The 13897-nt window shown below is 65.8% G+C and carries 17 protein-coding genes and 3 tRNA genes; 14 read left to right on the forward strand and 6 right to left on the reverse strand.

Annotated features, from left to right (window positions below):
- Positions 1-75: 75 nt before the first annotated feature.
- The 5 genes from EJP67_RS32080 to EJP67_RS32095 all read right to left on the reverse strand — a co-directional run bounded on the left by EJP67_RS32080 (position 76) and on the right by EJP67_RS32095 (position 2356).
- Complete coding sequence (locus EJP67_RS32080) at positions 76-525, reverse strand: hypothetical protein (RefSeq protein WP_126025753.1); 450 nt, start codon at positions 523-525, stop codon at positions 76-78.
- Positions 522-677 carry a hypothetical protein gene (locus EJP67_RS33780; RefSeq protein ID WP_165909767.1) on the reverse strand — a complete coding sequence of 52 codons (156 nt, stop codon included), beginning with the start codon at positions 675-677 and terminating at the stop codon, positions 522-524. The genes EJP67_RS32080 and EJP67_RS33780 overlap by 4 nt, the downstream gene beginning before the upstream one ends.
- Before the next feature lie 171 nt (positions 678-848).
- Complete coding sequence (locus EJP67_RS32085) at positions 849-1193, reverse strand: hypothetical protein (RefSeq protein ID WP_126025754.1); 345 nt, start codon at positions 1191-1193, stop codon at positions 849-851.
- A gap of 28 nt (positions 1194-1221) precedes the next feature.
- Entirely contained in the window at positions 1222-1767 is a 546-nt protein-coding gene (locus tag EJP67_RS32090) for an Rrf2 family transcriptional regulator (protein ID WP_126025755.1), read from the reverse strand.
- Positions 1768-1939: 172 nt separating this feature from the next.
- On the reverse strand, positions 1940-2356 hold the full coding sequence (locus EJP67_RS32095; protein WP_126025756.1) for a MarR family winged helix-turn-helix transcriptional regulator: 417 nt from the start codon (positions 2354-2356) through the stop codon (positions 1940-1942).
- 239 nt (positions 2357-2595) lie between these two features.
- On the opposite strand from EJP67_RS32095, the gene EJP67_RS32100 reads away from it, so the two are divergent.
- From EJP67_RS32100 to EJP67_RS32110, 3 genes are all read left to right on the forward strand, one after another.
- On the forward strand, positions 2596-3084 hold the full coding sequence (locus EJP67_RS32100) for a tripartite tricarboxylate transporter TctB family protein (RefSeq protein WP_126025757.1): 489 nt from the start codon (positions 2596-2598) through the stop codon (positions 3082-3084).
- A 14-nt stretch (positions 3085-3098) separates the two neighbouring features.
- Positions 3099-4619, forward strand: coding sequence for a tripartite tricarboxylate transporter permease (locus tag EJP67_RS32105; RefSeq protein WP_126025758.1), 1521 nt, complete (start codon positions 3099-3101; stop codon positions 4617-4619).
- Positions 4620-4809: 190 nt separating this feature from the next.
- Entirely contained in the window at positions 4810-5463 is a 654-nt protein-coding gene (locus EJP67_RS32110; protein ID WP_240650850.1) for an HAD family hydrolase, read from the forward strand.
- A 9-nt stretch (positions 5464-5472) separates the two neighbouring features.
- On the opposite strand, the gene EJP67_RS32115 is transcribed toward EJP67_RS32110, so the two are convergent.
- The gene (locus EJP67_RS32115; RefSeq protein WP_126025760.1) at positions 5473-6075 is read right to left on the reverse strand and encodes a chalcone isomerase family protein; all 603 of its coding nucleotides are present in this window, start codon (positions 6073-6075) and stop codon (positions 5473-5475) included.
- Between the two features lie 349 nt (positions 6076-6424).
- On the opposite strand from EJP67_RS32115, the gene trpE reads away from it, so the two are divergent.
- The 11 genes from trpE to EJP67_RS32170 all read left to right on the forward strand — a co-directional run bounded on the left by trpE (position 6425) and on the right by EJP67_RS32170 (position 13829).
- Positions 6425-7927, forward strand: a complete 1503-nt coding sequence (gene trpE, locus EJP67_RS32120; RefSeq protein WP_126025761.1) for an anthranilate synthase component I — start codon at positions 6425-6427, stop codon at positions 7925-7927.
- Complete coding sequence (locus EJP67_RS32125) at positions 7924-8376, forward strand: GxxExxY protein (RefSeq protein ID WP_126025762.1); 453 nt, start codon at positions 7924-7926, stop codon at positions 8374-8376. The genes trpE and EJP67_RS32125 overlap by 4 nt, the downstream gene beginning before the upstream one ends.
- Before the next feature lie 88 nt (positions 8377-8464).
- Positions 8465-9049: an aminodeoxychorismate/anthranilate synthase component II gene (locus tag EJP67_RS32130; RefSeq protein WP_093208994.1), complete on the forward strand. Its 585-nt coding sequence runs from the start codon at positions 8465-8467 to the stop codon at positions 9047-9049.
- Between the two features lie 8 nt (positions 9050-9057).
- Positions 9058-10122, forward strand: coding sequence for a low-specificity L-threonine aldolase (gene ltaE, locus EJP67_RS32135; RefSeq protein ID WP_126025763.1), 1065 nt, complete (start codon positions 9058-9060; stop codon positions 10120-10122).
- Between the two features lie 16 nt (positions 10123-10138).
- The gene (locus EJP67_RS32140; protein ID WP_126025764.1) at positions 10139-10804 is read left to right on the forward strand and encodes a LysE family translocator; all 666 of its coding nucleotides are present in this window, start codon (positions 10139-10141) and stop codon (positions 10802-10804) included.
- 21 nt (positions 10805-10825) lie between these two features.
- Positions 10826-11848 (forward strand): anthranilate phosphoribosyltransferase, encoded by a 1023-nt coding sequence (trpD, locus tag EJP67_RS32145; RefSeq protein ID WP_126025765.1) that lies wholly within the window; start codon positions 10826-10828, stop codon positions 11846-11848.
- A 29-nt stretch (positions 11849-11877) separates the two neighbouring features.
- Positions 11878-12678, forward strand: coding sequence for an indole-3-glycerol phosphate synthase TrpC (gene trpC, locus EJP67_RS32150; protein WP_126025766.1), 801 nt, complete (start codon positions 11878-11880; stop codon positions 12676-12678).
- Positions 12675-13382, forward strand: a complete 708-nt coding sequence (locus EJP67_RS32155) for a uracil-DNA glycosylase (protein WP_126025767.1) — start codon at positions 12675-12677, stop codon at positions 13380-13382. The genes trpC and EJP67_RS32155 overlap by 4 nt, the downstream gene beginning before the upstream one ends.
- Positions 13383-13491: 109 nt before the next feature.
- Positions 13492-13577: transfer RNA gene (locus tag EJP67_RS32160), tRNA-Tyr, on the forward strand.
- Between the two features lie 64 nt (positions 13578-13641).
- Positions 13642-13715 (forward strand) — tRNA-Gly (locus EJP67_RS32165).
- A 39-nt stretch (positions 13716-13754) separates the two neighbouring features.
- Positions 13755-13829, forward strand: a tRNA-Thr gene (locus EJP67_RS32170).
- The last annotated feature ends 68 nt before the right edge of the window (positions 13830-13897 follow it).

The raw sequence follows: 13897 nt of genomic DNA on the forward strand, positions 1-13897 counted from the left end.
GCAATTCAGTGGCGTTCATCCGGTTGCCGAACGAGATGCGCAAACCCGCAATGCGCATCGCAAAGAAATCCCGCTTCAGTCCTTAGACGCCACGCAGGCCATCTGCAGCTGCTGCAGGTGCGAGCGGAACGCGACCGCGTCCTGCCAGCCGTCCACCACGAATCGGTGGTCGCGTGCGGCCGGCAGGTTGGCGGCCGGGGCCAGGCTCACCCGGTAGCGCTCGTCCACCGAAAAGGCGATGTGCAGCGTCTCCAGCCGCAGCGAGGCGGTGGATTCGTGCGCGCCGGGCGCGGTGGTCGCGAGCCGCAGGATGCACGGCGTCGCCAGCGTCAGCCTCGCGTCCACGCTGCGCGCCTCGTGGCGCAGCATGTCGTTGAGCGCGTGGACGTGCTCCGCGGCGCTCATGTCGCCGGCGGCGGGCGCGTCCCTGGTTGGATAGCCGTCGGTGCAGGCGCCTGCCACTGCCGCGACGGCGAGCCCGGCGGCGATCCAGCGTCGCCGCCGGGCAGCTCGCGGCGCCGTCACACCGCCAGCGACACGATGCCCGCCACGCCCGCGAGGGCGGCCACGCCGGCGAGCAGGCCGGCATCGCGGTGGTTCGAGACGAGGCGTTCGCGCCAAGCCAGGTAAAGCAGCACGAGGCAGGCGCCGAAGATGATCAGTGAGAGTTCGCTCATGAATGACAGGAATCGATTGGGTGAATGGGGTTGGATGCCCGCGCCGGACACGCTCGCGCGGGACGACGACGAACGCGACGCGCGGGCACAGTGGCCCGCACGTCGCGCATCGCGAGGATTCGTGAAAGGGGAAAAGGAAAGAGATGCGGGCGGACCCGCACCCTCTCTCGCCTAGGCGGCGATGCGCATGCGCGGCGGTTTCACTGGAACCCGTGGCACGCGGGATGCGGGCGTGTGAGAGTGATGCGGCGGTGGCGCGTCACGCCATGCGGCGTGGTGCAACGTGGCGTTGCGCAGTCCGCAGATTTCGGAGAGGTCCGGCGCGAGTTCGGTGGCCGGCGAGCGCTCTTCCAGCGTGGTGAACGGCTCGGCCGGTGCCTCGCAATGGGGGCTCGACGACAGATGGAGCCCGGCGACGGCCGGCGCCATCGCCGCCTCGTGCGACTGGGCCAGAGCGGCAAAGCTCTGGCAGCCCAGTGCGAGCACGAGCAGCAGCGACAGCAGCCAGCGGGGCATCGTCAGGAGAGCGTTGTTGCAGTGTTCTTCAGCGCTTGGCGAAGACGCCGTTCCACGCGAACACCGAATTGGGTGCGTTCACGCGCAGCGGTAATGTGGCGGGGCTCAGCGGGGCTTCCTTCCTCTTCGGCTGCGACGGCTCGTGCTCCACGCGCACACCCTTGGCGAGCTGGTCTTCGACCAGGCTCTGCAGCGTGACCGAGCCCAGGAACTCCATCACGTGATGCTTGGCGGAGGCCCACAGCGCCTCGGTGGAATAGCAGCCCTTGCTGCCGGCCTCGCCCTTCTTCGACGAGTCTTCGGCGTCGGACAGCGGCTGGCCGTCGACCGAGGCAAGGATGTCCGCCACCGTGATTTCGGATGCCCTGCGCGTCAAGGTGTAGCCGCCGCCCGGTCCGCGTGTCGCCTTGATCAGCGCATGCTGGCGCAGCTTGCTGAACAGGAGTTCGAGCGACGAGCGGGCAATGTGCTGGCGCTTGCTGATCGACGCCAGTGGCACCGGGCCATCCTGCTCGCGCATCGCGACATCGATCATGGCCGTCAAGGCGAAGCCGCCCTTCGTCGTGAGACGCATGGAGTGTTCCTCGTTGTTGGGTTTTTCAAACAATGCGTCATAGGTGTGCAAAAGGCCCCGAAAAGTTTCCGAGGCATGGCAACTACGGTTTTGAAACAGTTTGAAAACCCCGGCGAGGCACGATCGCCGCACGACAGCTGAACTCGGACTCCGCTGAAAACGGATGCCGAGGCTATTTACGGGCTTTTCCAACAAGCGCAACGACCTCCGTGAGATCGGCAATCTGCCCCTGGTGCAGAAGCGCGAGCTTTTCCAGCTTCCTGCGCCCGGCTGCCAGCAGATGAACCTCGACCTGGCGCCGGTCGGTGGTGCTGGGCTTTCGCTTGACAAGGCCGGCTTCCTCGCAGCGCGAGACGAGCGCGACCACGCCGTGAAGCTGAGCCTGCAGGCGCTCGGCGATCTCGCTGACCGTCGCCCATTCCCGGCCCGGGAAGGCCTGGGTGTGGAGCATCAGCTGGTACTGCAGCACGGTGATGCCCTCGGCGCGCGCGGCGTCCTCGCTGAAGCGCAGGAAGCTGCGCAGCCTGAATCTGAAGTCGGAGAGCGCCTCGAGCTGGTGCTTCTCGATGCTGCGCGGTTGGCTGGCCATTGACGTCTTGTTGGTGTCATGTGTCGAAGCGGCCAATGTAGCAGCGCCCCCGGAAGACGCATGGGGTAATTACTCACAACATGATCTATTAAACCTCATAACATGAGGTACCTGTCTGCAACCTGACCAGGAGGCATCGCGCCTCCGCGCTGCCCGTTGCACGCATCCTCCTTGTCCGGCGCCGTTGTCCTGCGGCGGTGCGCGCGGCGAAATCCATTCATCGGAAAGAGAAATTGCCTATGCGGATCCAGAGCCAGAAGACTTTCTTCTCCGGCCTCATGTTCACTTGCGTCGGAGCGGCCTTCGCGATCGGGGCCAACAACTACAACGTCGGCAGCGCGGCCCGCATGGGCCCCGGCTATTTCCCGCTGATCATCGGCACGCTGCTGACGGTGCTGGGGCTGGTGGTGGTCGCGAGCGCATTCACCATGAAGACCGCCGATGGAGATCCCGTAGGAAAGATCGCATGGAAGCCGCTGGGCTTCATCATCGGCGCGAACCTGTTGTTCGGAGTCCTGCTGGCGGGCCTGCACAACATCGGGCTGCCGGCCATGGGTCTGATCGTCGCGATCTACGCGCTCGTCGTCGTCGCCTGCATGGCGGGGGCGAACTTCTCGATGAAGCTTTCGCTGATCCTCGCGACCGTGCTGGCCGTGGGCAGCTACCTCACCTTCATCGTCGGGCTGAAGCTGCAGTTTCAGGTCTGGCCGACCTTCATCAGCGGCTGAAGGGGGAAGGCACCATGACCGACCTGATCAACAACCTCTCGCTCGGCTTCGCAACGGCCGTATCGCTGCAGAACATCCTGTACGCATTCATCGGCTGCCTGCTGGGCACGCTGATCGGCGTGCTGCCCGGCATCGGCCCGACGGCCACCATCGCCATGCTGCTGCCCGCCACCTATGCGCTGCCGCCGGTGGCGGCGCTGATCATGCTGGCCGGCATCTACTACGGCTCGCAGTACGGCGGCTCGACCACCGCGATCCTGGTGAACCTGCCGGGCGAATCGTCTTCCGTGGTCACGGTGATCGACGGCCATCAGATGGCCAAGCAGGGCAGGGGAGGGCCGGCGCTTGCCGCGGCCGGCCTGGGGTCGTTCTTCGCAGGCTGCGTGGGCACTCTGATCCTGGCCGCGTTCGCGCCTCCGCTGACGGAGATCGCCTTCAAGTTCGGCCCGGCCGAATACTTCTCGCTGATGATCCTGGGCCTCATCGGCGCCGTGGTGCTGGCCTCGGGCTCGCTGCTCAAGGCGATCTGCATGATCATGGTGGGTTTGCTGCTCGGACTCGTGGGCACCGACGTCAACTCCGGCGTTGCGCGCTACAGCTTCGACATCCCCGAACTCACGGACGGCCTGGGGTTCATCGCCATCGCGATGGGCGTGTTCGGCTACGGCGAGATCATCGCCAACCTGGCCAGGCCGGAGGACGAGCGGGAGGTGTTCACGGCGAAGGTCTCGGGCCTGATGCCGACGAAGGAAGACTTCCGGCGCATGCTCCCCGCGGTGCTGCGCGGCACGGCGCTGGGCTCCTCCCTGGGCATCCTGCCAGGCGGCGGTGCGCTGCTGTCGGCCTTCGCCGCGTATACGCTGGAGAAGAAGATCAAGCTCAAGCCGGGCGAGGTCACCTTCGGCAAAGGCAACATCCGCGGCGTTGCGGGCCCTGAAGCCGCCAACAACGCGGGCGCGCAGACTTCGTTCATTCCGATGCTCACGCTGGGCATTCCGCCCAATCCGGTGATGGCGTTGATGGTCGGTGCGATGACCATCCACAACATCCAGCCCGGCCCGCAGGTCATGACCAGCAATCCGGAGCTCTTCTGGGGCCTGATCGCCTCGATGTGGATCGGCAACCTGATGCTGGTGATCCTGAACCTGCCGCTCATCGGGCTGTGGATCAAGCTGCTGACGATTCCCTACCGGTGGCTGTTTCCGGCCATCGTGCTGTTCTGCGCCATCGGCGTCTACTCGACCAACAACAACGTCTTCGACATCTGGCTGGTGGCGATCTTCGGCGTGGTGGGCTACACCTTCATCAAGCTGGGCTGCGAGCCGGCGCCATTGCTGCTGGGGCTGATCCTCGGGCCGATGATGGAGGAGAACCTGCGCCGCGCACTGCTGCTGTCGCGTGGCGACTGGAGCGTGTTCGTGTCGCGGCCGATCTCGGCGGGCCTGCTGGTCGCCGCGCTCATCCTGCTGCTGATCGTGCTGTTGCCGTCCATACGCTCCAAGCGCGAGGAGGCTTTCGTCGAGGAGGGCGGCTGAGGCGGAGGCCGCCTTCGACCACGCCAGGAGGCGGGCAGTCGTTGCGGTCTGGATTCCGGCGGCGCTGAGGTTTGGGTGCTGCTCGGATAGAGTGCCGGGAATCCCTCGCAACTCTGCTCGCGCGTCCTTGAACTCCATCAGCCTCTCCCGCACCCGCTTCGACGCCGCCATCGTCGACCTCGACGGCACCATGGTCGACACGCTGGGCGACTTCGCCGCTTCGCTCAACCGCATGCTCGACGATCTCTCGCTGCCGCACGTGGCGCCTTCCGCCATCGAGAAGATGGTGGGCAAGGGCTCGGAGCACCTGATCCATTCCGCGCTCGTGCACGTGATGGGGCCGGTCGTCGCCGATGCAGCGGAGGCCGACGCGAAGGCGCGTGCGCTGTTCGACTGGGCCTGGGAGCGTTACCAGCATCACTACCTCGCCATCAACGGGCGGCATTCGGCGGTGTACCCCGGCGTGATCGAAGGGCTGAAAGCGCTGCGCGCACAAGGCCTGAGGCTGGCGTGCCTCACCAACAAGCCGACCTCGTTCGCCAAGCCGCTGCTGGCCGACAAGGGGCTCGACGGCTTCTTCGAGCTTGTGTTCGGCGGCGACGCCTTCGAGCGCAAGAAGCCCGATCCGCTGCCGCTGCTGAAGACCTGCGAGGCGATGGGCACGACGCCCGCGCGCACGCTGATGGTCGGTGATTCGAGCAACGACGCGCGCGCCGCGCGTGCGGCGGGTTGTCCCGTGGTGCTGGTGACCTACGGCTACAACCACGGCGAGCCGGTGCGCGGCGTGGATGCCGACGGTTTCGTCGATTCGCTGGCCGCGTTGGCGCCGGCCGCCGCGCGGTAGCAGCGCCAGTTACTGCTTGCCGAGCAGCGCGTCCTTCAGCTTCCAGTCGGCCGGGTTCGGGCCCAGCCAGATGCGCAGCAGCGCGTTGAAGAAGGCTTGTTCCTTGATCGGATCGGGCTGGGGCGCGCCGCGCACGGTGATCAGCGTGCCGGTGCCGGGCAGCCAGTCGATGGTGAAGGTGTCGCCGGTCTTCAACTGCTTCTGGTCGGCGAACATCTGGCCCATGCGCAGCAGGCCCGGAATGAGGTTGACCATCTCGCTCTTGGGCGAGTTGTCTTCCACGCCCTTGGTGAAGAGCTTGCCGAGTTCGTTCGCGTCGATGTCGCGCAGCATCGTGATGGCCACGCGCTTGGGGCCGGGCGCGGCCAGTGCTTCCTCGGGCGTCGACACCTTCTTGCCCACGTAGAGGCCGGCCGTGTAGACCTTGAAGATGGCCTTGTAGCGGATGCCCGCGCCATTGAGCACGAGGGGCGCGCCACGCAGATCCATCTGGTCTTCGAGCTTGACGCCACCTACGTCGACCTGTGCGGCCGGCACACCGAGGCTGGCGGCGGCGAGGCAGGCGGCCAGGGCGAGGCGAGGGAACACGGTCGTGAGCGGAAGGGCGGTCAACGCTGTCTCCTTGGAATTTGCGAACGGTCGTTCGAATGTATCTTTTCGTTCTACTCTTTCGGCTTCGGGGGAACCCTGAAAGCCACCGCCGATGCGCCCGGTTGCACGTTCGGGCGTTTTCGTGGGCTAAACTCCGCAGCTCATATGTTCGTTCATCACGTCATTCAAACAGGTGAAGGCAGCCGGGGAGCCTGGCCCTGGCGTCGCCATACTTCGCTGACTGTTTGATTGCGCGGCGCACGCCGTGCGCCCGCGGTTCGGGACCGGCACGCTCGCCGGCACCGGGCCAACCCGTGAATGACATTGCCGCCGGCCGAAGGAGCGCCGCAGGCAACTGGAGAACGAATCCGTGATCACTGAACTTGAATTCAAGAGCCTCAGCGCCCAGGGCTACAACCGCATTCCGCTGATGGCCGAGGCCTTCGCCGACCTCGAGACTCCTCTTTCCCTCTACCTCAAGCTGGCCCATTCGCAAGGCGGCGGCAAGCACAGCTTCCTGCTCGAATCGGTGGTGGGCGGCGAGCGCTTCGGGCGCTACAGCTTCATCGGGCTGCCGGCGCGCACGCTGCTGCGCGCCAGCGGCTTCGGCGCCGAAGCCGTCACCGAGGTGGTGACCGACGGGCAGGTGGTCGAGACCGTCCGCGGCAATCCGCTCGATTTCGTCGCCGAGTACCAGAAGCGCTTCAAGGTCGCGCTGCGCCCGGGCCTGCCGCGCTTCTGCGGCGGTCTTGCCGGCTACTTCGGCTACGACACCGTGCGCCACATCGAGCGCAAGCTCGAGAAGACCTGCCCGCCCGACGCGCTGGGCTGCCCCGACATCCTGCTGCTGCAGTGCGAGGAACTGGCCGTCATCGACAACCTCTCGGGCAAGCTGTACCTCATCGTCTATGCCGATCCGAAGCAGCCCGAGGCCTATGCGGTGGGCAAGCGCCGCCTGCGCGAGCTGAAGGAAAAGCTCAAGTATTCGGTGAGCGCGCCCATCGTGAAGCCGACGCAGCCGCATCCACCCGAGCGCAGCTTCGCCAAGGCCGACTACCTCGCGGCCGTGGAGCGCGCAAAGGAAATGATCGCCGCCGGCGACTTCATGCAGGTGCAGGTGGGCCAGCGCATCAGCAAGCGCTACACGGAGTCGCCGCTGTCGCTGTATCGCGCGCTGCGTTCGCTGAACCCGTCGCCCTACATGTACTACTACAACCTCGGCGACTTCCACGTGGTGGGCGCGTCGCCCGAGATCCTGGTGCGCCAGGAGAACACCGGCGAGGGCGAGCAGAAGATCACCATCCGCCCGCTGGCCGGCACCCGCCCGCGCGGCGCGTCGCTGGAGCTCGACAAGGCGGCCGAGGTGGAGCTCATCAACGATCCTAAGGAGCGCGCCGAGCACGTGATGCTGATCGACCTCGCGCGTAACGACATCGGCCGCATCGCCAAGACCGGCAGCGTGAAAGTGACGGAAGCCTTCGCGGTGGAGCGCTACAGCCACGTGATGCACATCGTGAGCAACGTCGAAGGCACGCTGAAGGACGGCATGACCGCCATCGACGTGCTCAAGGCCACCTTCCCGGCCGGCACGCTGACCGGCGCGCCGAAGGTGCATGCGATGGAGCTCATCGACGAACTGGAGCCCACCAAGCGCGGCCTGTACGGCGGCGCTTGCGGCTACATCAGCTACGCAGGCGACATGGACGTGGCCATCGCGATCCGCACCGGCATCGTGAAGGACCAGATGCTGCACGTGCAGGCCGCGGCCGGCGTGGTGGCCGACTCGGTGCCCGAGCTGGAGTGGAAGGAAACCGAGGCCAAGGCTCGGGCGCTGCTGCGGGCGGCGGAACTGGTCGAGGAGGGGTTGGAATGAGTGGCGTGGGATACGGGCAGCCGAACGCAGAGGGCGCGAAGGTTTCGCAGAGGTCGCAGAAGGAACCGCCAGGTTTTGAAAATGACTGTTCGCACGATGTCATCGGCGCGGCGGTCGAAGTTCAACGTGTGCTTGGCACGGGACTTCTGGAAAGCGCCCATGCGGCTGCGATGGCGATCGAGCTGCATGAGCGCGAGTTGGCGTTCGAACGCGAAGTCCCGATCGAGGCGGTCTACAAGGGGCGCCCGCTGGGCATCGCATACCGCGCAGACTTCGTGATCGAGGGCAGCGTGCTGCTCGAACTCAAGGCCATGGATGCCGTCAGCGAGGCGCATCGTGCGCAGTTGCTGTCGTATCTGCGCGTCTCCGGCATGAAGCTGGGCCTGCTGATCAACTTCCATACCTTCCCCGTCGTCAAGGGAATCCATCGGGTGGTGAACAAGCTATGAAGACCTTCTTTTTGAATTCCTTCTGCGATTTCTGCGAAACCTTCGCGACTTCTGCGTTCGGAAGTCCGGATTCGGAGGGCCTCGAAAAATGAAGCTCCTGATGATCGACAACTACGACAGCTTCACCTACAACATCGTCCAGTACTTCGGCGAACTGGGTGCGGACGTGCAGGTGCATCGCAACGACGAGATCACGGTCGAGCAGATCGGCGAGCTGATCGCTTCGGGCGTGACGCGGCTGGTGGTGTCGCCGGGGCCTTGCTCGCCGGCGGAGGCGGGCGTGTCGGTGGCGGCCATCGAGGCCTTCGCGGGCAAGCTGCCCATCCTGGGGGTGTGCCTGGGGCACCAGGCCATCGGCGCGGCCTTCGGCGGCAAGATCGTGCGCGCGCAGCAGCTCATGCACGGCAAGACCAGCGAGATCACGACCACGCAGGAAGGCGTGTTCGCGGGGCTGCCCCAGAGGTTCGTCGTCAACCGCTACCACTCGCTTTCCATCGAGCGCGAGAGCTGCCCGAAGGCGCTGGCTGTCACCGCCTGGACCGACGACGGCGAGATCATGGGCGTGCGTCACACCGGCTTCGCGCACGATGTGCGCATCGAGGGCGTGCAGTTCCATCCGGAATCGATCTTGACGGAGCACGGTCACGCCATGCTCAAGAACTTTCTGGATTGACCACCACCATGACCACCGATCGCACTTCCTTCGTCGACCTTCGCAGCGACACCGTCACCCAACCCACGCCCGCGATGCGCGAGGCCATGATGGCGGCGCCCTTGGGCGACGACGTCTTCGGTACCGATCCGAGCGTGAACGCGCTGCAGGAAAAGATCGCGGCCATGCTGGGTTTCGAGGCGGCGCTGTTCGTGCCCACCGGCACGCAGAGCAATCTGTGCGCGATCCTGTCGCACTGCGGCCGCGGCGACGAGTACATCGTCGGCCAGCAGGCGCATTGCTACCGCTGGGAAGGCGGCGGAGCGGCGGTGTTCGGCAGCGTGCAGCCGCAACCGCTCGACCACGCGCCTGACGGCACGCTGCCGCTCGCGCAGATCGAGGCGGCCATCAAGCCCGACGACGCGCACTTCGCTCGCACGCGGCTGCTAGCGCTGGAGAACACGCTGGGCGGCAAGCTGCTGCCATTCGAATACGTGCAGGCGGCGACCGATCTCGCGAAGAGCAAGGGACTGCAGCGACACCTGGACGGTGCGCGGCTCTTCAACGCCGCGACCGCGCAGGCCGCGCTGAACAAGCGCGGCGACATCCGCGCCGAAGCCCGCCGCATCGCGCAGTGCTTCGACAGCGTGTCGGTGTGCTTCAGCAAGGGGCTTGGTGCGCCGATCGGCTCGGCGCTGGTTGGTTCGCGCGAGTTCATCGCCCGCGCACACCGCATCCGAAAGATGGCTGGCGGCGGCATGCGGCAGGCCGGCCTGCTGGCCGCGGCGGCGTCGCATGCGCTCGACCACCATGTCGACCGCCTTGCTGACGACCACGCGCTGGCACAGCGCCTGGCGCAGGGGCTCGAAGGCATCGAGGGGCTGAAGGTGGAGGCGCCGCACACGAACATCGTGTTCGTCGATCTCACCGGTGCTGCGCAGGCGCGCTCTTCGGAGCTGCTGGCGAGCCTCAATTCGCAGGGCATTCTTGCGACGGGCCTCTACCGGCTGCGCTTCGTGACGCACCTCGATGTCGACGCCGCCGGCGTGGACCGGGCCGTTGCCGCGATCCGCGCCTTCTTCGCCAAATCCTGAAAACGGCGAGAACGCGATGCCCGATCTTCCGCATCTGCTCGCATTCATCGCCGCCGGCTGGCTGCTGAACCTCACGCCGGGGCCCGACGTGCTGTACGTGGTCACGAATTCGCTGCGTTCGGGCGCGCGCGCCGGCATCGTGGCCGGGCTGGGCATCACGACAGGGTGCTTCGTGCACATCTTCGCTGCCGCCATCGGTGTGGGCACGCTGATGGCGACTTCCGCCGGGGCCTTCACCGTGCTCAAGTACATCGGCGCGGCCTACCTGCTGTACCTTGGCGTGCGCATGCTGATGTCGCGCGCCACGCCGCCCGCCGATCTCGACGCTGCCGCCGCGGCGGTGAGCGGGGAGCGCAGCCTCAAGGCGATCTTCGTGGGCGGCTTCTGGACCAACGTGCTCAACCCGAAGGTCGCGCTGTTCTTCCTGGCCTTCGTGCCGCAGTTCATTGCGCCGGGCACCGGCAACACGGCGCTGGCCTTCGTGCTGCTGGGCGTGCTGTTCAATCTCAACGCCATTCCCGTCAACGTGGGATGGGCGCTGGCGGCGGGCTGGATGGCGCGCCGCAGCGCTGTGCGCAAGGGCATGCACTGGCTCGACCGCGCCGCCGGCGTGCTGTTCATCGGCTTCGGCCTCAAGCTCGCGTTCACCGACGCGCCCGCCGCCGTTCGCGTCGGCCGCTGATTCTTTTCGAGGAGACTTTCCATGATCACCCCCCAGGAAGCGCTGCAGCGCACCATCGAGCACCGCGAGGTCTTCCACGACGAGATGCTGCACATCGTGCGCCTCATCATGAGCGGCGAGTGCTCGCCCGTGATGATGGCGGCGCTGATCACCGGCCTGCGCGTGAAGAAGGAAACCATCGGCGAGATCACCGCCGCCGCGCAGGTGATGCGCGAGGTGTCGACCAAGGTGCCGGTGAAGGACACGACGAACCTCGTGGACATCGTGGGCACGGGCGGCGACGGCTCGCACACCTTCAACATCTCGACCTGCTCGATGTTCGTGGCCGCCGCCGCGGGCGCCAAGGTGAGCAAGCACGGCGGGCGCAGCGTGTCGAGCAAGTCGGGCAGCGCCGACGTGCTGGAGTCGCTGGGGGTGAACATCAACCTCAAGCCCGAGCAGATCGCGCGCTCCATCGAGGAGTGCGGCATCGGCTTCATGTTCGCGCCGAACCATCATCCGGCGATGAAGAACGTCGCGCCGGTTCGCAAGGAGCTGGGCATCAAGACCATCTTCAATATCCTCGGGCCGCTGACCAACCCGGCCGGCGCTCCGAACATCCTGATGGGCGTGTTCCACCCCGACCTCGTGGGCATCCAGGTGCGTGCGCTGCAGCGGCTCGGTGCCGAACATGCGGTGGTGGTCTACGGGCGCGACGGCATGGACGAGATCTCGCTCGGCGCGGCGACCATGGTGGGCGAGCTGAAGGATGGCGAGATCCGCGAATACGAGCTGCATCCCGAGGATTTCGGCTTCCAGATGTCGAGCAACCGCGCGCTGCGCGTGGAAACGCCTGAACAGTCGAAGGCGATGCTGCTGGCCGTGCTCGACAATCAGGCCGGCCCGGCGCTAGACATCGTGCTGCTTAACGCAGGGGCGGCGCTTTACGCGGCGAACGTGGTCGACTCGGTGCAGGCGGGCGTGGAGCGCTCGCGCGCCGCCATCGCCTCGGGCGCGGCGAAGGCCAAGCTGGCGGAGCTGGTCAAGGCCTCCTCGACCGTCTGAGCTTCAAGAGAACAGGAAACCCAGAAGTCATGTCCGACATCCTCGACAAGATCGTTGCCGTCAAGCGCCAGGAAGTAGCCGCGGCACTGAAGCGCACGCCGCTCGAAGCCGTGCGCTTCGACGCCGAGAGCCGCGTGCTGACGCGCGACTTCGAAGGCGCGCTGCGAGCCAAGATCGCGGCAGGCCAGGCTGCGGTGATCGCCGAAGTCAAGAAGGCCAGCCCGAGCAAGGGTGTGCTGCGCGCGGACTTCGTTCCGGCCGACATCGCGCAAAGCTACGCCGAGGGCGATGGCGAGATCAGCGCGGCCTGCCTCTCGGTGCTGACCGACAAGCAGTTCTTCCAGGGCGGCGTGGACTATCTCAAGCAGGCGCGCGCCTCGTGCGAGCTGCCGGTGCTGCGCAAGGATTTCATCGTCGATGCGTACCAGGTGTACGAGTCGCGCGCGATAGGCGCCGACGCGATCCTGCTGATTGCCGCCTGCCTCGACGACGCGCAGATGAAGGACTACGAAGCCATCGCGCGCGGGCTGGGCATGGCGGTGTTGGTGGAGGTGCACGACGCGGCCGAGCTGGACCGCGCGCTCGGGCTGAAGACGGCGCTGATCGGGATCAACAACCGCAATCTGCGCAACTTCGAGGTGTCGATACAGGCGACCATCGATCTGCTGCCGAAGCTGCCCGCCGATCGCCTGCCGGTGACTGAGTCGGGCATCGGCACGCGCGAGGACGTGGCCACCTTGCGCGCGGCCGGCGTCAACGCCTTCCTGGTCGGCGAGGCTTTCATGCGCGCCAAGGAACCCGGCGAGGCCCTCGCTGCATTGTTCAAATGAGCCGGCCCGATCAGCTGTCGAGCAGCAATCCGGCCGACTGGCCGGTGGCCCCGGGCTGGCAGCCGCTGGTCGACGAGTTCTTCGGCAGTGCCGTGGGGCAGAAGCTGCAAGACTTCCTGCGCGAGCGGCTTGACGCCGGCGCCGTGATCTTTCCGCCGCAGCCGCTGAGGGCGCTGGAACTCACGCCGCCGGAAGACGTGCGCGTGGTGATCCTGGGGCAGGATCCGTATCACGGGCGCGGCCAGGCCGAGGGGCTTGCGTTTTCCGTGGCGCCCGGCGTGGCGCTGCCGCCGTCGCTGCGCAACATCTTCAAGGAATTGCAGCGCGACCTGGGGACTGCGCCGCCGCCATTTCCGAATCCGGGCGGCAGCCTGGTGAAGTGGGCCACCCATGGCGTGCTGCTGCTGAACACCTGCCTGACGGTCGAGGAGGCCCAGCCAGCCAGCCATTCCGGGCGTGGCTGGGAGGTGCTGACGGATGCCGTCATTCAGCATGTTTCAAACGGCGCCAAACCTGTTGTTTTTATGCTGTGGGGCTCTCATGCTCAGAGTAAGCGGGCGTTGATTGACGTTAGGCGCCATAAGGTGCTGATGTCGAATCATCCGTCGCCTCTTTCGGCTCAACGGCCGCCCGTGCCGTTCATCGGCTGCGGTCATTTCGGCGAAGCGCGCGCCTGGCGGGAGGCGCAGCGGTCGGAGGGGTGAAAACTTAGGCGATAATCGTGGGCTAACGCCTCGAGCGGTTTTCCTGCATCTTTGTTGATGCATGGGTTTCCGGGTAGTCACAAAACCGTGCTATATTTCGAGGTTCGCCGGAGAGGTGGCCGAGTGGTTAATGGCAGCAGACTGTAAATCTGCCCTCTTACGAGTACGCTGGTTCGAATCCAGCCCTCTCCACCAGCGATGAATTTGGTTTCTAAGAGCGTTTGGATTTCGCGCTTTGGGTGCCTCGAGTGCTCCTGATGCGGGAGTAGTTCAATGGTAGAACCCCAGCCTTCCAAGCTGATGACGCGGGTTCGATTCCCGTCTCCCGCTCCAGAGACCCGGTTCGGCGCCGGAAGCGAATGGTTAGATAAAGCCCTTTTGGCTCAGTGGTAGAGCACTCCCTTGGTAAGGGAGAGGTCGCGGGTCCGATTCCCGCAAAGGGCACCAGTTTTTGGGGGTTGCAAAAGCTGCATTGCAACCCATCTGCATACGTTGGAAACGTTTTTTTCGGAGTC

Source organism: Variovorax guangxiensis (genome assembly GCF_003952165.1).
GTDB lineage: Bacteria > Pseudomonadota > Gammaproteobacteria > Burkholderiales > Burkholderiaceae_C > Variovorax > Variovorax guangxiensis.

What these genes read in the sequence shown, in the direction of transcription:
- EJP67_RS33780 (WP_165909767.1), bottom strand. Translation starts at nt 677, where the DNA reads ATGAGCGAACTCTCACTGATCATCTTCGGCGCCTGCCTCGTGCTGCTT.
- EJP67_RS32085 (WP_126025754.1), bottom strand. Translation starts at nt 1,193, where the DNA reads ATGCCCCGCTGGCTGCTGTCGCTGCTGCTCGTGCTCGCACTGGGCTGC.
- EJP67_RS32090 (WP_126025755.1), bottom strand. Translation starts at nt 1,767, where the DNA reads ATGCGTCTCACGACGAAGGGCGGCTTCGCCTTGACGGCCATGATCGAT.
- EJP67_RS32095 (WP_126025756.1), bottom strand. Translation starts at nt 2,356, where the DNA reads ATGGCCAGCCAACCGCGCAGCATCGAGAAGCACCAGCTCGAGGCGCTC.
- EJP67_RS32100 (WP_126025757.1), top strand. Translation starts at nt 2,596, where the DNA reads ATGCGGATCCAGAGCCAGAAGACTTTCTTCTCCGGCCTCATGTTCACT.
- EJP67_RS32105 (WP_126025758.1), top strand. Translation starts at nt 3,099, where the DNA reads ATGACCGACCTGATCAACAACCTCTCGCTCGGCTTCGCAACGGCCGTA.
- EJP67_RS32110 (WP_240650850.1), top strand. Translation starts at nt 4,810, where the DNA reads ATGGTCGACACGCTGGGCGACTTCGCCGCTTCGCTCAACCGCATGCTC.
- EJP67_RS32125 (WP_126025762.1), top strand. Translation starts at nt 7,924, where the DNA reads ATGAGTGGCGTGGGATACGGGCAGCCGAACGCAGAGGGCGCGAAGGTT.
- EJP67_RS32130 (WP_093208994.1), top strand. Translation starts at nt 8,465, where the DNA reads ATGAAGCTCCTGATGATCGACAACTACGACAGCTTCACCTACAACATC.
- ltaE (WP_126025763.1), top strand. Translation starts at nt 9,058, where the DNA reads ATGACCACCGATCGCACTTCCTTCGTCGACCTTCGCAGCGACACCGTC.
- EJP67_RS32140 (WP_126025764.1), top strand. Translation starts at nt 10,139, where the DNA reads ATGCCCGATCTTCCGCATCTGCTCGCATTCATCGCCGCCGGCTGGCTG.
- trpD (WP_126025765.1), top strand. Translation starts at nt 10,826, where the DNA reads ATGATCACCCCCCAGGAAGCGCTGCAGCGCACCATCGAGCACCGCGAG.
- trpC (WP_126025766.1), top strand. Translation starts at nt 11,878, where the DNA reads ATGTCCGACATCCTCGACAAGATCGTTGCCGTCAAGCGCCAGGAAGTA.
- EJP67_RS32155 (WP_126025767.1), top strand. Translation starts at nt 12,675, where the DNA reads ATGAGCCGGCCCGATCAGCTGTCGAGCAGCAATCCGGCCGACTGGCCG.